This is a genomic window from Streptomyces sp. NPDC050564 (genome assembly GCF_044457265.1).
In the GTDB taxonomy this organism is placed as follows: Bacteria; Actinomycetota; Actinomycetes; order Streptomycetales; family Streptomycetaceae; genus Streptomyces.
Window position 1 is genome coordinate 1 of the sequence record NZ_JBITGS010000082.1, and the last position, 16,193, is coordinate 16,193.

General features: G+C 71.1%; 18 protein-coding genes and 1 pseudogene. 9 read left to right on the forward strand and 10 right to left on the reverse strand.

Annotation, left to right across the window (positions count from 1 at the left end; translation table 11 throughout):
* The coding region (locus tag ACIBK0_RS50425; protein WP_399096818.1) for a PAS domain-containing protein at window positions 1–1,130 on the reverse strand (1,130 nt) is incomplete at its 3' end.
* A 565-nt stretch (window positions 1,131–1,695) separates the two neighbouring features.
* Between ACIBK0_RS50425 and ACIBK0_RS50430 the strand changes: the two genes are divergently transcribed.
* Window positions 1,696–1,926 carry a response regulator transcription factor gene (locus ACIBK0_RS50430; RefSeq protein ID WP_399096822.1) on the forward strand — a complete coding sequence of 77 codons (231 nt, stop codon included), beginning with the start codon at window positions 1,696–1,698 and terminating at the stop codon, window positions 1,924–1,926.
* Window positions 1,927–2,293: 367 nt separating this feature from the next.
* On the opposite strand, the gene ACIBK0_RS50435 is transcribed toward ACIBK0_RS50430, so the two are convergent.
* Window positions 2,294–2,866, reverse strand: coding sequence for a hypothetical protein (locus ACIBK0_RS50435; protein WP_399096826.1), 573 nt, complete (start codon window positions 2,864–2,866; stop codon window positions 2,294–2,296).
* Here ACIBK0_RS50435 and ACIBK0_RS50440 point away from each other — a divergent pair.
* Together ACIBK0_RS50440 and ACIBK0_RS50445 are read left to right on the forward strand one after the other, a co-directional pair.
* Window positions 2,865–3,011 carry a hypothetical protein gene (locus tag ACIBK0_RS50440; RefSeq protein ID WP_399096829.1) on the forward strand — a complete coding sequence of 49 codons (147 nt, stop codon included), beginning with the start codon at window positions 2,865–2,867 and terminating at the stop codon, window positions 3,009–3,011. The genes ACIBK0_RS50435 and ACIBK0_RS50440 overlap by 2 nt on opposite strands.
* Window positions 3,012–3,330: 319 nt before the next feature.
* Complete coding sequence (locus ACIBK0_RS50445) at window positions 3,331–5,226, forward strand: glycoside hydrolase family 15 protein (RefSeq protein ID WP_399096832.1); 1,896 nt, start codon at window positions 3,331–3,333, stop codon at window positions 5,224–5,226.
* A 507-nt stretch (window positions 5,227–5,733) separates the two neighbouring features.
* Here the strand turns inward: ACIBK0_RS50445 and ACIBK0_RS50450 are convergent.
* Both ACIBK0_RS50450 and ACIBK0_RS50455 read right to left on the reverse strand, forming a co-directional pair.
* Window positions 5,734–6,393 (reverse strand): response regulator, encoded by a 660-nt coding sequence (locus tag ACIBK0_RS50450; protein WP_399096835.1) that lies wholly within the window; start codon window positions 6,391–6,393, stop codon window positions 5,734–5,736.
* Window positions 6,390–7,592 (reverse strand): sensor histidine kinase, encoded by a 1,203-nt coding sequence (locus tag ACIBK0_RS50455; protein ID WP_399096838.1) that lies wholly within the window; start codon window positions 7,590–7,592, stop codon window positions 6,390–6,392. Before ACIBK0_RS50455 ends, ACIBK0_RS50450 begins: the two co-directional genes overlap by 4 nt.
* Window positions 7,593–7,783: 191 nt before the next feature.
* On the opposite strand from ACIBK0_RS50455, the gene ACIBK0_RS50460 reads away from it, so the two are divergent.
* The 3 genes from ACIBK0_RS50460 to ACIBK0_RS50470 all read left to right on the forward strand — a co-directional run bounded on the left by ACIBK0_RS50460 (window position 7,784) and on the right by ACIBK0_RS50470 (window position 9,835).
* On the forward strand, window positions 7,784–8,383 hold the full coding sequence (locus ACIBK0_RS50460; RefSeq protein WP_399096841.1) for a DUF308 domain-containing protein: 600 nt from the start codon (window positions 7,784–7,786) through the stop codon (window positions 8,381–8,383).
* Between the two features lie 275 nt (window positions 8,384–8,658).
* Window positions 8,659–9,183, forward strand: a complete 525-nt coding sequence (locus ACIBK0_RS50465; protein ID WP_399096844.1) for a hypothetical protein — start codon at window positions 8,659–8,661, stop codon at window positions 9,181–9,183.
* A gap of 178 nt (window positions 9,184–9,361) precedes the next feature.
* Window positions 9,362–9,835, forward strand: a complete 474-nt coding sequence (locus ACIBK0_RS50470; protein WP_399096847.1) for a carboxymuconolactone decarboxylase family protein — start codon at window positions 9,362–9,364, stop codon at window positions 9,833–9,835.
* A gap of 208 nt (window positions 9,836–10,043) precedes the next feature.
* Here ACIBK0_RS50470 and ACIBK0_RS50475 read toward each other — a convergent pair whose 3' ends face one another.
* From ACIBK0_RS50475 to ACIBK0_RS50485, 3 genes and pseudogenes are all read right to left on the reverse strand, one after another.
* Complete coding sequence (locus ACIBK0_RS50475; RefSeq protein ID WP_399096850.1) at window positions 10,044–10,607, reverse strand: dihydrofolate reductase family protein; 564 nt, start codon at window positions 10,605–10,607, stop codon at window positions 10,044–10,046.
* A gap of 103 nt (window positions 10,608–10,710) precedes the next feature.
* Window positions 10,711–11,301, reverse strand: a pseudogene (locus tag ACIBK0_RS50480) (IS630 family transposase); the annotation flags it as partial.
* 21 nt (window positions 11,302–11,322) lie between these two features.
* Complete coding sequence (locus ACIBK0_RS50485) at window positions 11,323–12,327, reverse strand: sigma-70 family RNA polymerase sigma factor (protein ID WP_399096871.1); 1,005 nt, start codon at window positions 12,325–12,327, stop codon at window positions 11,323–11,325.
* A gap of 249 nt (window positions 12,328–12,576) precedes the next feature.
* On the opposite strand from ACIBK0_RS50485, the gene ACIBK0_RS50490 reads away from it, so the two are divergent.
* On the forward strand, window positions 12,577–13,119 hold the full coding sequence (locus ACIBK0_RS50490) for a hypothetical protein (protein ID WP_399096853.1): 543 nt from the start codon (window positions 12,577–12,579) through the stop codon (window positions 13,117–13,119).
* A 39-nt stretch (window positions 13,120–13,158) separates the two neighbouring features.
* Here ACIBK0_RS50490 and ACIBK0_RS50495 read toward each other — a convergent pair whose 3' ends face one another.
* The 3 genes from ACIBK0_RS50495 to ACIBK0_RS50505 form a co-directional block, all read right to left on the reverse strand.
* Complete coding sequence (locus tag ACIBK0_RS50495; RefSeq protein ID WP_399096856.1) at window positions 13,159–13,569, reverse strand: VOC family protein; 411 nt, start codon at window positions 13,567–13,569, stop codon at window positions 13,159–13,161.
* A gap of 102 nt (window positions 13,570–13,671) precedes the next feature.
* A complete protein-coding gene (locus tag ACIBK0_RS50500) occupies window positions 13,672–14,064 on the reverse strand; it encodes a helix-turn-helix domain-containing protein (protein WP_399096859.1) in 393 nt (130 codons plus the stop codon).
* A gap of 188 nt (window positions 14,065–14,252) precedes the next feature.
* Window positions 14,253–15,071 (reverse strand): maleylpyruvate isomerase family mycothiol-dependent enzyme, encoded by an 819-nt coding sequence (locus ACIBK0_RS50505; RefSeq protein WP_399096862.1) that lies wholly within the window; start codon window positions 15,069–15,071, stop codon window positions 14,253–14,255.
* A 294-nt stretch (window positions 15,072–15,365) separates the two neighbouring features.
* Here ACIBK0_RS50505 and ACIBK0_RS50510 point away from each other — a divergent pair, with 294 nt between their 5' ends.
* Window positions 15,366–15,620 (forward strand): hypothetical protein, encoded by a 255-nt coding sequence (locus ACIBK0_RS50510; RefSeq protein ID WP_399096865.1) that lies wholly within the window; start codon window positions 15,366–15,368, stop codon window positions 15,618–15,620.
* Complete coding sequence (locus ACIBK0_RS50515) at window positions 15,617–15,991, forward strand: PIN domain-containing protein (RefSeq protein ID WP_399096868.1); 375 nt, start codon at window positions 15,617–15,619, stop codon at window positions 15,989–15,991. Before ACIBK0_RS50510 ends, ACIBK0_RS50515 begins: the two co-directional genes overlap by 4 nt.
* The last annotated feature ends 202 nt before the right edge of the window (window positions 15,992–16,193 follow it).

Consider the following 16,193-nt stretch of genomic DNA (forward strand, 5'->3'; position numbering starts at 1 on the left):
CCGGCCTGGGGGTCCGTGGCCGCCCACTGCACCAGGGCGGGATCGTTCCCCTCGTACAGGGCGCCGTGGCCCTGGGCCAGGCACTGGGCCACCGGCGAGAGTTCCGGGTAGCGGGTGGGCCCCTGCGCCATGCCGGGGGGTGCGCTGGTGTCGTCGGCCGCCGAGCGGACGGCTACGCGGTGCGCTGTGAGGTGCCCGGTCGGCGTCGTGGTGGCGGGGGCTTCGGGGTGCTGGGGGATTTCCAGCAGGTCGACGGCGGCGAAGTCCGCGAGGCCGGGGACGGCGACGTCGGCCAGTTCCTGCGCGGTGCGCCGGATGTCGGAGGTGGTGCCGATGCGAGTCGAGGCGTCGTTCAGCAGCAGCATCCGCTGCCGGGCGAGCTGCTCCTGCAGCGTGTGGTGCGCCGCCAGGCACACCGCGCGCACCCGGCCGTCGGAGTCTTTCAGCGGCGCCAGCGAGGTCGACCAGCCGTGCTCCGCACTGACCCCGGTGGGGCGGATGTAGGCCTCCATGTGCTGCCCCTCGCCGCTTTCCAGCGCCCGGCGCATCTTCGCCTCGGCCTCCTGGCTCACGGCATGCGGCGCGATGTCCGGCAGGCGCAGCCCGCGCATCTGCTCCTCGGTGAGGGACAGCGCGTGCTCCATGCCGGCGTTGGCCCGCACCAGCCGCAGGTCCGCATCGAAGACCGCCAGGATGCAGGGGGACTGACGGAACACCCGTTCGCTCAGCGCCTGGTCCCCGGCCGTGCGCGGCTCGCCCGCCACGGCGCACACCACCAGCCATTCGGCGACCGCACCGCCGGCCCCGCCGGAGCTCTGGCGGTGCGCGAGCAGGGGCCGTTGCAGCAGATGGCCGTCCTGGTGCCGCAGCACCACGGTGCCGCTGAGCCGCTGGCGCCCGGCCGCATCCCGCCACGCCGCCTCGCCGGCTCCACCGCCGTCACCGGCGAGCAGACGCGCGGCCCGCTGCCCCACGATCTGCGAGGACACGTAACCGAGCAGCCGCCGGGCACCCTCACTCCACCCCGTCACGATGCCCTGCTCATTGACCCTGGCGGTGGCCGTGCAGGCCGAGCCGGGCACGGCGTCCGCCTGCGCCTGCTCACCGGGAGGGGTGGGAAGTCGCTCCATCGCCGCTCATCTCGCCCTTCGGGAACCTGCACGGCCGGGGCCCTCCTGACAAGCATGATCCCGGCGGACACGGAGCACCAACCCGGCGCGGCCACGCCCCCCTGCCCCGGGCCCGGGGCAGCACATGACCGAAGCACGGCCCCCCCGGGCCGGCGCAGGAGCGGGGACACCGGGGCGATGCGGCGCCCCGCAGCGCTCTGCCCGCGCCCCGGGGGGCCGCCCGGTGACCTCCCGCCCGGGCCACGTACACGGCCCGGGAGGCAGTCCTGCCGGCGGTAAAGGCCGCTTTCGTTGCGCCGGCATGAAGACGGTCGGGCAGAAGGGCGGCAGGGGGGAGGGGCGGGGAGGAGAGCATCTTTGCAGCCGTACCGCTCGTGCCGGTGAGCGCACGCCCGGCGCGGGCGTGGATGTGGCCTGTGACACGCCTGTGACAGTCGGCGGACACCGTCATGACGTCGCCCCGGCAGTCTTTTTGAAACGGACAAATCGCAGTAATCGGGCATTTGTTCTCTGCTTCCGAGGGTGTGAGCAGTGATGACTGAGACGATCCGTCGGAGGAAATCCCATGAGCCTCACCCTCACCGCGCCGCAGACCCAGGCCCCCGCACCTGCGCTGGCCCCGCGTGAACGGGAGACGCTGCGCCATATCGCCGCCGGGTGCACCTACCTGCAGGCGGCCCGCCAGATGGGACTTTCCAAGCACACCATCGACGCCTATCTCCGCCGGATCAGGGCCAAGCTCAACATCAACAGCACCGCCGAACTCACCCGGCTGGCCATCTCCCTGGGCCTGTGACAGCCCGCCTGCTGAGCAGGAAACCGTCCCGAATACGATCCCGGCGCCTGCGCACCCGCAGGCCCGCCCCCACCCCGTTCCGTTCCCCCGGCACGCGCCGCGCGGCACCGCCGCTGCTGACCGGCCCGGGCCGAGTTCCCCACCTCGGCCCGGCCCCGTAAGCAGCGGCACACCGGCGCCGCGACATCGCTACGGACCCCGGTGAGCGCCTTGTGCCAGCCCCCGGGCCGGCCGCGGGCACCAGCCGGTGCCGGCCGGCCACCGGCTGGTGCCGGATGCGTGGCCGCGGCAGTGCAAGGCCGGCGGGAATGCGCCCCGCCACGCCCCCCTTCTTTTGCGGGCTGGTTCGGCTCGGCCCGGGCGGTGTTCACTCCCAGCCTGCCGGACCGTGGTCGGCCCGGGTGTACCGCTGAGTCCTGCGGAGTCGGTGCGAGGTGGTGAGCGGGCGGGTGAGGAAGGACATCACCAGCACTGCCGCGAAGGAGACCAGAGCCCAGCCCCACCGCCCGTCGTCCAGCAGCGTCAGCCCGGCCCATGCCACGGCGGTGCCCGCGGTGAACGGGTACCAGCGCACGTCACCTCCCGGCGTGTGCCTGCCCCCGAGCCATGCGCGCACCTGAGCGGCATGCCGGGCTGCCGGCGCCGGCAGCCGAGGATCGGTGACCGCGCGCCCGCCTGCGGTGGCCCGGCCCGGCTGCCGGCGAAGCTCCCGCCGCGCCGGCCGCGCCGCCCGGGCGGGCCGCTCGGCGTGCCCGCTCGCCGTCCAGGACCGTGCCAAGGTGTGTCGCTGGAGGAAGAACACGAGCAGTTCACAGGCCACGGGGAGTGCCAGCGCGCGCAGCGCCGGCGGCAGCGAGCCCTTCGAGGCCGTCACGATCACCGTGAAGAGCAGGACGAACAGGCCGAGGCGGAGCAGGGCGGCCCGGTAGAACGCAGACATGGGATCTCCCCTGGATATCGAGGGCGGGCGGCGCGCCCGGAGAAGGCTGCCGCAACTGTCCACCACGGGTGGGTTCACCGACGCGGTGACCACCAGAGTGTTCGGCTGCTGCACGGCGCAGCAGTCCCGGGCTTTCGTGGCTTGACGCAGCACCGCGCAGCCGGCTTTCGCGGCCGCGGGGCGCACGAACCCCGCCGCCTGGGAGCTGCCCGGGCAGGCTCGCCGGCGTCGCACCTGCGCCCGGCACCGGCCGGCCGCCCCCGAGTCCCGCCGGCTGCAGCCCCTGGCCGCGGCCCGTGCCACGCCGCGGCCGGGGCCGGGGCAGGGTCGGCACCTGCCCGCTTCGGCCGTCCTCGCCGCCCTTGAGGGCCCGCTCCGGGACGTCCAGCAACCCGCCGACTCGTTAGCCTGGAGAGGACCCGCACAACGGGGGGTGGCTCGAGCACCAGCCCAGGGAGGCCGACATGGCTGAAGCACCCACTGAGGCCGAAGCGGACGACGCCGCAGGCGGCGCCCGCGGCAGTCCCCAAAGCCCGTGGAGCGCCGGCAGCACGCCCCGCTACCTGCCGATCGCCGAGCACGGCCTGATCGGCGACCTGCGCAGCGCGGCCCTGGTCGCCAGCAACGGCACCATCGACTGGTACTGCTGTCCGCGTTTCGATGCCCCGAGCGTGTTCGCCTCGATCCTGGACGCGGACCGCGGCGGGTCCTTCGAACTCGCCGCGGACGTTGCGGCGCGCACCAAGCAGTTCTACTTCCCCGACACCAATGTGCTCATCACCCGCTTCTTCGCCGACGACGGGGTCGGCGAGATCCAGGACTTCATGCCGGTCGTCGACGACTCACGCGAGGCCGACCGGCACCGCCTGATCCGCCGGGTGGTGTGTGTGCGCGGCGCGCTGCCCTTCCGCGCCCGCATCGCCCCCCGCTTCGAGTACGGGACCGTGCCGCACACCGTGCACGCCCAGGACGGACAGGCCCTGTTCGTCTCGCCCCACCTCAAGCTCGCCCTGACCTCCACGGCGCCGATCGAGGTCACCGGAGGGGACGTGTGGTCGCTGTTCAAGCTGCACGAGGGCGAGTCCGCGGTGTTCACCATCGACCGGGTCGGCGGGGAGGTGGCACCCCGCTTCTGCGCGGTGGCCGAGGCGGAAAGGGAATTCAACGCCACCGTGCGCTACTGGCGGCGCTGGCTGTCCCAGTCCCGCTACCGCGGCCGCTGGCGGGAGATGGTGCACCGCTCCGCCCTCACCCTCAAGCTGCTCACCTACGCCCCGACCGGCGCCATCATCGCCGCGCCGACCACCAGCCTGCCCGAGCAGATCGGCGGCGAGCGCAACTGGGACTACCGCTATGTGTGGATCCGCGACGCCGCGTTTTGCGTGTATGCGATGCTCCGCCTCGGCTTCACCGACGAGGCCGAGGCCTTCATGGGCTTTCTGTCCGAGTGCGTGTGTCTGGAGGCGTCGCAGGCCCCCGGCGACAGCGGTCCGCTGCAGATCATGTACGGCATCGACGGCCGCCGCGAGCTGCCCGAGCGTGAACTGCCCCATCTCGAGGGCTACCGCGGCTCGGCACCGGTCCGCGTCGGCAATGCCGCCGTCGGCCAGCTCCAGCTGGACATCTACGGCGCGCTCGTCGACTCCCTCTACCTGTACGACAAGTGGGGCAGGCCGCTGTCCAGCGCGCACTGGGACTCCATCAGCGGGCTCGTCGACTGGGTGTGCGAGAACTGGGACCAGCCCGACGAGGGAGTGTGGGAGACCCGCGGGGGACGCAAGACCTTCCTGTATTCGCGACTGATGTGCTGGGTGGCGATCGAACGCGCCATGCGGCTGGCCCGGCACCGCGGCCTGCCCGCCGACCTGGTCCGCTGGGGCAGCGCCCGCGACACCATCTATCGGCGCATCATGGCGCGCGGCTGGTCCGCCGAACGCCGCGCGTTCGTGCAGTACGAGGACAGCGACATCCTGGACGCCTCACTGCTGATGATGCCGCTGGCGAAGTTCATCTCCCCGACCGACCCGAAGTGGCTGGCCACCCTGGACGCGCTGGGCCAGGACCTGGTGTCCGACTCGCTGGTCTACCGCTACGACCCGCAGGCCAGCCCTGATGGCCTCAAGGGCGAGGAGGGCACCTTCTCCATCTGCTCGTTCTGGTACGTCGAAGCCCTCACCCGCGCCGGCCGCCTGGACGAGGCCCGCCTGGCCTTCGAGAAAATGCTCACCTACGCCAACCACCTGGGCCTGTACGCGGAGGAGATCGGCCGCACCGGCGAACAGCACGGCAACTTCCCCCAGGCCTTCACTCACCTCGCCCTGATCAGCGCGGCCTTCAACCTCGACCGCATGCTCGGCTAGACAGGCCCGCCCGCATCACCCCTCACCGGGCGCACCGCAGGAGGAGGCCCTGTTCTCGTATAACTGCGGTGAACGGACATGCAGCACTGCGTGATGCTCGGGGCTGGACGCAGCGCGAGGGTCAGCGGTACAGCGAATGGCGGAAGCAACCGTTCCGCTTCCTGGACGAATGAGTCCGATGTCCGGGCCGGTGCGCGGGCTTGAAGAGACGGCGCTCAAGATCATGTTGTGACGCAAGACCTGAACACCCTCGTGACCGCGCTGTACGTGAAGATCGACGACGAGATCGAAGGGAGCCCGGTGGATGGGACGGTGGCCGCTGCTGACCGACTTCGAGCTCGTCTGCCTTGCCATGGCGCAAGCCCTGATCTGCAGATACAGGTCCAGGTACGCCGCTCGCGCAGCGCGACGGCGAGGCCTTCCAGGTACATGCCCACGCCGTCCCGCCCACCGGAGTGCTCGGCATCGCCGCGGCGGTCACCTGTTTCGGGGTTCTGCTCGGCAGGCTCAGGGGTAGAGGCCGGCCCGGAAGGTGAAGGAGACCAGTTGCGCTCGATCACGTGCGCCGACCTTCGTCATGGCCCGCACCGCATGCGTCTTCACGGTGAACGGCGACACGGACATCTGGGCCGCGATCTCGTCGTTGCCGAGACCGCTCGCGATGAGAACGACCACGTCCCGCTCCCTGGGTGTCAGAGCGCCGAAGCGTCGCAGCAGTTCCTGGTCGATCACCGGGGGCGGACTGTCGGTCATGTGACCGATGAGCGCGGCCGTCGCGGCGGCCGACAGCGCACCGCCGCCGCCAACGACCTCAGTGATTCCGGCGACGAGTTCAGCAGGGCTCACGGTCTTGCTCAGGAAACCGTTGGCGCCCGCGCGCAGGGCGGCGAGAACGATGTCGTCCTGGTCGAAAGTGGTCAGCACGATCACCCGCGTCTTTTCGGGTGGATGCTCTTCGCGGATCCGGCGGGTGGCTTCGACACCGTCGATGCCGGGCATCCGGATATCCATCAGGACCAGGTCGACGGGGTGGTCCCGGAGGAAGGGGACGACCTGGAGTCCATCGGAGAGATCACCCGCGACAACGAGACTCGAGTCGAGCCGAAGCATCGCCCGGATCCCGGCCCTTATGTCGTCCTGGTCGTCGACGATCAGAATCCGTGTCATCGGACGACGGCTCCCAGCGGGCTGAACTCCGCATGAACCCGGAATCGCCCGTCGTGACTGTCGATCGTCAGCCGCCCGCTGGAGGACTCGACACGTTCGCGCATCCCCACGAGTCCGAGTCCGCTGCCCGAATCGGAGCCGCGGGGTGAGTGACCGACGCGGTTCTCCACGGTGACGCAGATCCTGCCGTCGCGCTCGCGCACATCCACCGTTGCCGTCCCCTCTCCATGCCGGTAGGCATTCGTGAGCGCCTCTTGAACGACCCGGTAGACCGTCACGCCGACGCTGGGCTCCACGAAACCGGCAGGGATGTCGATGGAGGGTCGGATGTCGAGGCCGATGCTTTCGAAAGAGGCGATAAGTCCTTCCAGGCCGCTGAGCGCCGGGGTCGGCCGGAGCGCCTCGTTCTCCGAGACGTCGTCCCCGAGGCGCAGGAGCGCGAGGATGCGTTGCGTTTCGACGACGACGGTGCGGGCGCTGGACCTGGCTGAGACGAGGGCCTGCCGGGAAGACTCGGCGTCTTCGGGCAACCCGATTTCCGCTGCACCGAGGTGCAAGCTCAGCATCGCGACCTGGTGGCCGATGACGTCGTGGAGGTCTCGGGCGATGCGCAGTCGTTCTTCGGTCACACGTCGGGTGGCTTCGATCTCGCGGGTGGCGATGGCGCTTTCGGCCCGTTCCTCCAAGGTCCACCAGTGGTCTCGATGGATGCGGAGCGCGGCCCCTGTCGCACCTCCTGCCATGGCTGAGAAGAGGGCGGCGGCTCCGACGACCGCACCGCCACGGAATCCTCCCACCGTCATGAACGCCCCCAGGAAAAACGCCGCCACGATGCCGGTTCCGGCCAGCGGCTGCTTTCCCCTGAGGGTGACCGAGAACAGCACGAGCACCGCCATCATCCACACCGACAGGGGGTCGTGGCCCACCGCTGTGACGGCGAAGGACGCCGCGCTCGTCACGACCAGTCCTGCCCACGGCTTCCACCATGACAGGGCGACACCGCCGCCGGCGAGGAGCACGGACAGGGCCGTCGGCCAGTCCGACCCTCTCAGTAGCACTGCCACGATCTGACCGGTGAACACCAGCGCGGCCACGGCATAGGCGACTCGGTGCAGCACCTCGGGGCGGCGGACCCACAGCGGTGCCGCGGGCCCGTCCTGACTGTTCCGCGCCTTGACCATGAGCTGATTCTCGTTCATGTGTGCGGCGGCCGTGTACTTCGAACGATGTACATGGCGAAACTGCTGCGGTCGATGGAGACGGCAGAACTCATTCCATCGAAGTGGACGGCAGAACTACTTCGTTCGAAGTACACGGCCCCTCCCAAGGCCGCTGAGACTCGTCATCGAGGCGACCGTCTCACACCGTCACGATCACAACGGGACACCCGATGACTCAGACCACCGTAACTTCGACAAATTCGACCACGGCCACGACGACGCCCGCCGGGCTCCGATCGCTTTACCTGATCCGAGTCGCCTTCTCCCTGATCTGGGTGGCACTCGTCTTCACGACCTCCGCCTCGCTCGTGTCGACGGACAGGCCCACAGTGATCGCGGCCGTGCTACTCATCGTCTACCCCCTATGGGACGCCATCGCCACGCTCCTCGAGCGTCGCCTGGCCGGCACCGGCTCCACGAACCGCGTCAGTACCCTCAACATGGGTCTCGGCTTCGCCACCACCGCCGGAATGATCACCGCCGTCTTCTCCACCATCGGGACGGCCCTTCTCGTGTTCGGCGTCTGGGCCGTCCTTTCCGGAGCCATCCAGCTCGTCGTAGCGATCCGACGCCGGCGCACCGTCGGCGCCCAGTGGCCCATGGCCATCAGCGGCGGACAGTCCGTCCTCGCCGGTGCCACCGTCGCTGCCACGTCCGCCTCGGCGACGAGCAGCCTGTCCACCGTCGCCGGATACTCGGCCTTCGGTGCCTTCTGGTTCCTTGTCTCCGTCATCGCCCTGAGCATCCGCAGCCGACGCGAAAAGCGTTGACCACCGCCGTAGGAGCCACCGCCTCTCCCGGAGGCGCGGCGTCTTCACCAGACGTACGACCACCCGAGGAGAGACATGACCATCGACATTCAGCTGAACAAAGGAATCACGATGCCCGCCGGAGCCCACCCGACAAAACCAGCGCCGCGGTCGCGGCCGCGCTCCACACCGGCTACTGGCAGATCGACACCGCGGGCGCGTACCTCAACGAGAAGCCGGTCGGCGAAGGGCTACGCCGCTCGGGCCTTGACCGCAGCGAAGAGGTAGCGCCGACCGTGACGCTCGCCATCCGAGAGAAGGCGCTCACCCGGGCCGACGGTCCGCAGATCGCGGCCCGGCTCGTCGCAGCAGTGACAGACGCAGTCGCAATGGCGCTCGGCGAGCAACATCGCGGCAGGATCGTCGTCGACCTGGTCGCCACACGCGACGACCGCACCGCCGTCGGCGGCCGTCTCGTGAACGAGGCGGTGATGAGTGAACCGGACGAGCTGAGGGACCGCGTCGAGATCGAGGCGCTCCGCGCGGAGTTCACGGACGCGGCGATGATGAATGACCACGATCAGCTTGCCTCACTCTTCATGCCAGACGGCGTTGTCCGAATTCCGGACGCCGGCATCGAGGCCGCCGGCCGCGACGGCATTCGGAGCCGCGGCGCAGGTGCGGCACTCGACCTGGACCTGACCGCCCGGGCCGCGGCGGTGCCCGGCCCGCGCACCCCACGGGCTGAATCCGCGGATCCGTTCGCCGTAGCTATACGAGAACAGGGCCGAAGAGCCGCACCCGCGAGCCGGCCCCCATGAGACGCCGCCGATGGTGAGGAGCGGGACAACGCCCGGGCAGCGGCCCCCAACGCTCCCCGAGGCGGCCTCTTGCGGTGGTGCCGGCGGGGGAGAGGCACGTCACGTCCGGTCCTGTCACATCCTGCCGAGCTGCTGCGTCAAAGAGGTGTAACCACCAGCAACGACACAGGAGTCCACCATGGATGCTCGCTTGAACCTCTTCAACAGCCCGCTCGCCGCCAAGTTCCTCAGGCACATCAACTCGGCGGGCAAGGCGATCGCGGACTCGTCGCTGCCGGCCGCGACCCAGGAGCTGGTCAAGCTCCGCGCCAGCCAGATCAACGGCTGCGGCTTCTGCACCGACATGCACACCAAAGACGCCGCGCACGCAGGAGAGACCTCGCAGCGCCTCAACCTGGTCGCCGCCTGGCGGGAGGCCACGGTGTTCACCGACGCCGAGCGCGCGGCCCTGGAACTGACGGAGCAGGGCACCCGCATCGCCGACGCCGCGGGCGGGGTCAGCGACGAGGCGTGGGCGAACGCCGCCAAGCACTACGACGAGGAACAGCTCGCCGCGCTGGTGTCGATCATCGCCCTCATCAACGCCTACAACCGCATGAACGTCATCGTCCAGCAGCCCGCCGGCGACTACCAGCCCGGCCAGTTCGGATAACGAGGAGCACCCGGGCCGGACCAGGACCTGTGGTGCCGTCTTCCACCGGCGCCGGCACCCCCCCCCCACGCCGCAGGCCCGGGGCGTGGTGCCGGCACGCCCGGCGCTCCCACTGGACCGGACGGGTCGGCCCGGGCGGGTTCGTGTGGATCACCGGGCGGAGCTACAGGAGGATGCCTGCGCCGCGGTGCGTACAGGCTCACGCTCCTCAGCCCGCCGGGGCGGTCCTTGCATACCGGGCAAGGACGGCGGCGCCGGCCCGCTCGGCGGACCGGCACTGAAGGAGCGCGGGCGGGGCGCCGGCGGGGAAGAGCCGCTCGCCGGTGCCCAGGACGGTGGGGAAGGTCAGGAGCCGGTACTCGTCGATCAGGTCCTTCGCCATCAATGTGTGCACCACGCTCAGACTGCCAGTGATGATCACGTCGCGGTGTTCGTGCGTGACCGCGTCGACGAGATCGCCGTCGATGACCCGCGAGTTCGCCCACGCCGAGGTGTTTGTCAGGGTGTGCGAGGCGACCAGTTTCGGCACGGCGTTCATCCGCGCGGAAAACGGGTCGTCGCGTTTTGGCCACAGCCGGGAGAAGAGCTGCCAGGTCCTGCGCCCCAGCAGCAGGACCCCGGCGTCCAGCGTGCTGCCGAGCTGGAACTTGTCCCCGGCGACCGTCTCGGGGCCGTGCCGAAACGCCCAGCCGCCGGCCGGGGTGGAATCCGATCCGTCCGGATCGGACACGATTCCGTCCAGGGTGATGAACTCAATGACGATGACACTCACGACGGTGTCCCTTCAGTCGGTGCTCACCTGTACATACCGGCGGCACCGGCCGGACTCATCGCACTCATCACGCTGGATTCATCTGGTTACCTCCGTGGACTGGCTAGTGTCCTGCGCCAGAGATCCGTCGGCAGAAGCGGGCGAGGGAGTCGAGGATTTCTTCGGCTGTTTTGGTCCAGATGAACGGCTTGGGGTCTTCGTTCCAGTCTTTGACCCAGGCGCGGATGTCGGCTTCCAGGGCCTGGATGTTCTTGTGTGCGCCGCGGCGGATCATCTGGTGAGCGAGGTAGCCGAACCACCGCTCGACCTGGTTGATCCAGGAGGAGCCGGTCGGGGTGAAGTGCAGCTCGAACCGCGGGTGTTTGGCCAGCCTGGCCTTGAGCGCAGGTGTTTTGTGGGTGCCGTAGTTGTCCACGATCAGGTGGACCTGCAGATGCGCGGGCACCGTTTTGTCGATCCGGATCAGGAACTTCTTGAACTCCGCGGCCCGGTGCCGGCGGTGCAGGGCGGTGATGACCTCGCCGGTGGCGACATCGAAGGCGGCGAACAGGGTGGTCAGCCCGTTGCGGACGTAGTCGTGGGTGCGCCGTTCGGGCATGCCCGGCATTATCGGCAGCACCGGCTGGGACCGGTCCAGGGCCTGGATCTGCGACTTCTCGTCCACCGACAGCACCACCGCACCCTCGGGCGGGTTGAACAAGTCAAGGCGCCGCTCTCATGGCGCCGGGCGGAGCCCGCTGGGAGGAAACCGCCGGGGCAGGCCGAATGCCGCGCCCACGCGGGGATCGGCGAACACGACGTTGTGTGCGATGCGGCCGCCGGTGACGGTGAGGACCTGCACGCTGTGCAGCCGGTGCCCGCCGCCCTGCTCGGGCGCGTAAGCGGCGAGCGCGGGCTGCCCGTTGGCGGTGAGGCGGCTGATCCGCCAGTCTGTCCCGCGCAGGGCGAACACCCGGTCCATGAACTGGCCGTAGGCGCGGCTGCCCCGGTACCACAGCGGCACCGGCGGCATCTCCAGGACCGCCTCGTCGGTGAGCAGCCGCACCAGCGCGGGCACGTCGCCTGCCTCGAATGCCCGCACATACCGCTGGATGACCGCGCGTGCCCCGGGATCGTCCGGCTCGCTGACCTCGTCGGCGCAACCCACGTCTGCGAGGGCGGCGCGGGCACGCTGCAGGGCACTGTTGACGGCCGCCACCGTGGTGCCGAGCTGCGCGGCGACCTCGGCGGCGCTGAATTCCAGCACCTCGCGGAGCACGAGCACCGCCCGCTGCCGTGCCGGCAGCACCTGCAGGGCCGCCACCAGCGCGAGCCGCACGTCCGCCCGCACCTGCGTATCGAACCGCGCGTCGGGAAACGGCTGGAGCCAGGGGATGTCGGACGCCGGGGTGAGCGGCGCTGCAAGATCCTCACTCGGCGCGCCCAGCCCGGACGGCAACGGCCGCCGGGCACGCCCCTCAAGGGCGGTCAGGCACGCGTTGGTCGCGATCCGGTACAGCCAGGTCCGCAGCGACGCGCGGGTGCGGTCGTAGCCCTCGCGGGCCTTCCAGGCGCGCAGCATCGTCTCCTGCACCAGGTCCTCGGCCTCGTGGAAGGAGCCGAGCATCCGGTAGCAGTAGGCCACCAGTTCGCCCCGGTACGGTTCGAAGTCCACCGGGCCATCATGCCGGGTGCGGCGGCTGCCACGGCCCGCGGTGAGATCTTTTCGCGGGTCCCGGATCGCCTGCGGGCACCGGGCCGCACGGCATTCGGACGCACGGCTCCCGGCGCGGGGCTTGCGGCTCGGTTCGGGCGCAGGATGGTGCCGGCCGCGCGGCGGCGGGCGGCCGGCTGTGACGCAGGTCCTGTCACCGCGCGGGCGCCCGCCCGTACCGTTGCCTGCCCCACCCGCACCCCCGCCGGGGTGGGTGAGTGCCCCGCCGCCGGATCGTGCACCGGCCGGGTGGGCACCTGTACAGGACGGTTCGCCATGCCCAGTGATCTCTCGCCCGTCATCGCCGCGTCGGCGCGCTGGCTGCTGTCGGCGTTCCCGCCGGCCGAGGGACCGCTCGACGATGCGCTGGCCGAGGCCCAGGCCCGGCACGCGGCCACCATCGCCGCCGCGCTGCGCTACCCCACCGCGCTGGACACCGAACTGCTCATGCTGCTCGGCCCCGGCGGCTGCGCCGGGCTCGATGCGGTCACTGGCGCCGGCGCCGGCGACCGCCCGCGCGCAGGCCTGGCGCCGGCCTGGCGCACCCAGGTGGACGAAGTCGTCGTCAGCTGGGCGGCCTGCCTGCTGGCCGATCCCGACCTTGCCGCGCTGGCGGCGGCCTGCCTGGGGGCCACCCATCACGGGACGGACGGGGTGGGCGATGCGCGCCGGCTGACCGTTCCCAGCCCCCGCGACCACCGGGCGGCGCCGCTGCTGCGCCACCCGGACCTGCTGGGCCCGGTCGCGGACCTGCACCGCCAGACGCTGCTTGGCCTCCTGCACGTCGGCCCGGCCGTCGGCTCACCCGGACGGACCTGACCTCCATCCCGCGCCGGGCGGCCCCCGCAGGGGCGGTTTTCAGGCCTTGGGCTGGGTGAAGCGGATGCTGTTGCCGAAGGGGTCACGCAGACCGCAGTCGATTCCGTACGGGCGGTCGGTGGGTTCTTCGGTGAACTCCACGCCCCGGCCCCGCAGCGTCTCGTAGGTCTTGCGGCAGTCATCGGTGCTGAAGATGAGGGAGCCGCCGGTCGCGCCCTTGGTGAGCAGTTCGCGGACCTGCTGCGCGGTCTGTTCGGGCATCGCCGGAGGGCCCGGCTTTTCCAGCAGGATCTGGCGGTCGCTGTGCCCGGGGATGCTGACGGTCAGCCAGCGCATGAAGCCCAGGTCGACGTCGGCGTTGACCTCCAGGCCGAGCTTGCCGACGTAGAAGTCGAGGGCCTCGTCCTGGTCGAGGACGTAGATCTGTGAGTGCGTGATGGCGTTGAACATGTGGTGGACGCTACTGGCCGGGCAGGGCGGAAACTTATCCGAAACTGCTCAGCTGCCGGACCGGCCGGGGCGGTGGTGCGGGTCAGGCGGCGGTGGTGCGGGTCAGGTGGTGGGCCGTGTCCACGCCATCGTGAAGCACGTCGGCACGTGGGTGGCCGCCGCCTGCCTGCGGTAGGTCCTGGGGCAGTGGCCGACGATGGCGCTGAAGGTGCGGCTGAAGGTTCCCGGGCTTGTGAAGCCGACCTGGAAGCAGATGTCCGTCACGCTGTCATCGCTCTCGCGCAGCAGGAACATCGCCCGCTCGACCCGGCGGCGCTGCAGGTAGCGGTGCGGTGTCTCGCCGAACGTGGCCCGGAAGGTGCGCGTGAAATGCGCCGGTGACACGTGGGCGATACGGGCCAGGGCCGCCACGTCCAGCGGCTGCGCGTAGGCGCGGTCCATCGCATCGCGTGCCCGCAGCATGCGGCGGTTGCTCTCTTCGGCGGCGCGGCTCACGACGCCATCACACCACGGGCCCGCGCCGGCCGGGTCGGCTCCGCCGACCTGCCCGCCCCCAGACACCACACGGCACCTGCCCCGCCCCCCGGTGCGCCTGCCGCCGCGCCCCCGGCATGATGCACCCCGGTCCGGCACGGTCCGCCGGGGTCCGGCGGACCGTGCCGGGCTGCCGCGGCCGGCGGTGTTCAGGGCGCGGTGAACAGGGCCGGGAAGCGGGGAGCGAGCCAGGGCTTGCGGCCCCGGACGAGGATGCGGCCCCGGGCGAGGGCGCTCGCCTGGCCACAGCGGCCGAGTGCCATCAGCAGGAAGGTGACCGGCTCGATGAGGATGGTGCAGTCCGGGCGCCCCGGCGGCGGACCGACCGACACGGCACCGTCGGCCACGGCCACGCCGAACTGGCCGCCGCCCCACAGGCGGATCGCGTAGGAGGCGCGCAGAGAGGCGGTGCGGGCGGTGTCGGTCACCCGCGGCATGACCGTGATCATGAACGGCAGCGTCAGCCCCACCCGCACGCGGTCGATCATGTGCCCGCGCCCCAGCGCGCGGGCGAGGTCGTAGCCGTGGCCGAGCATGTGAGTGAGCAGGTAGGACCCCAGCACGTCCGAGTCCATCGGCCCCAGCGGAGTGACGACGCCTTCCTGCGCGCCGCGCTTGGTGAGCGCCGTCACACACGCATCGGCCTGCGCCACGATCATCGCGGCCAGTGGCTCGGCCCGGCGCTCGCCGAACTCGGCGAGCGCCTCTTCGTTGGCCGCGGCGAGGCTCTGCGGCGTGCCGTCCCCGTAGGGGCGCCCGCGTCCCGCCGCGATATCGGCCATCAGCTCGTTGGCCAGCGCCAGATGCGCCGCCGCCTGGCCCACGCTCCACTGCGACCCGGGCACCGGGCGTGCCATGTCGGCGCCCTGGCGCAGCAGCGCGGCGATCTCCTGGGCGGTGTCGCCTATGGCCGCCCCCAGCCCCTGGGGCAGCGCCCCCCGTACATCCTGCCCGGCCACTGATTCCACGCCGCTTTTCTCCCTGTTCCCGCATCCGTGCCCGGATGCGTCCCCGCGCCCGGGCGCGGGGAACGCGTTCTCGATCACCGGGCGTACAGGAGACCAGGCCACCAAGGCTTGTTCAAGACCCTGAACACAGCGGGCGCCCCGGACAGTGGCGGGGCGGGTGCCCGGTGGGCACCACCGGAGGCCCTACAGCGGATCCCTCGGCCTACAGCACGAGCCCTGGGCGGGGACCTCGATTCCAATCGAGGGCGGCGAGGGCCGCGCACCAAAGTTCTACCGGCGGTAGAACTTTGGTGCATGAGTAAGCCGACGAGTATCAAGACGAGCGAGGCGGTGCGCGACCGGCTGCGTATCCTCGCGGCCGAGCGCGGTACGACCATCACGGACCTGCTGGAGGACCTCGCCGCGCGAGAGCTCACGGACGGCGAGCGCGAGCAGCGTGCGCTCGAAGCCGCCCAGGAGCTCGGCATCGACTACAGCGAACAGGTTCAGCAGGCCGGCCGGGACGCCTGGGCGAAGGTCCGCGCCCACCAGGGCGGCACCGCCGCATGAACTTGACGGCTGTACTGGACCACACCGCTTTGGCCGCCCTGTATCGCGCCGACGAGTTCTTCACCGGCCTCTACATCGAGGCCTCGCGCGGCACCGGCCGCGTCCTGATCCCCTCGCTGTCCGTCCTCGCCGTCGAGCGCCGGCTCCCCGGCGCCGGCGCACGCGCCGCCGGGCTGCGCTTCGCGGAGAGCGTGCCCTTCACCACGGATCACGCGCGGGACGCGATGACCTGGCCGAGCGTCGAGTGGCCCGCGGCGCACACGGCCGCGATCGCGTGGCAGGCCACCAAGGCGGGCGAGCCTGTCACCGTCCTTTCCCTCGAACCTCAGCTGTATGCGGGGACTGGTGTCAGGCCGCTGAACCCCACCTAGGGGCAGCTAGGGGCAGTCGGCTCACGCCGTGCTGCGGTCCCTCACATACCAGGGTCCCGGGGGGGGGGGCGGGGGGGGGGGGGGGGGGGGGGGGGGGGGGGGGGGGGGGGGGCGCCGGGTACGGCCGCGTGCAGCGGGTTGACCTGCACGAATCCGGCGCCGAGCGCGCGGCCGGCCCAGGCGGTCAGCTCAGCGAGATCGC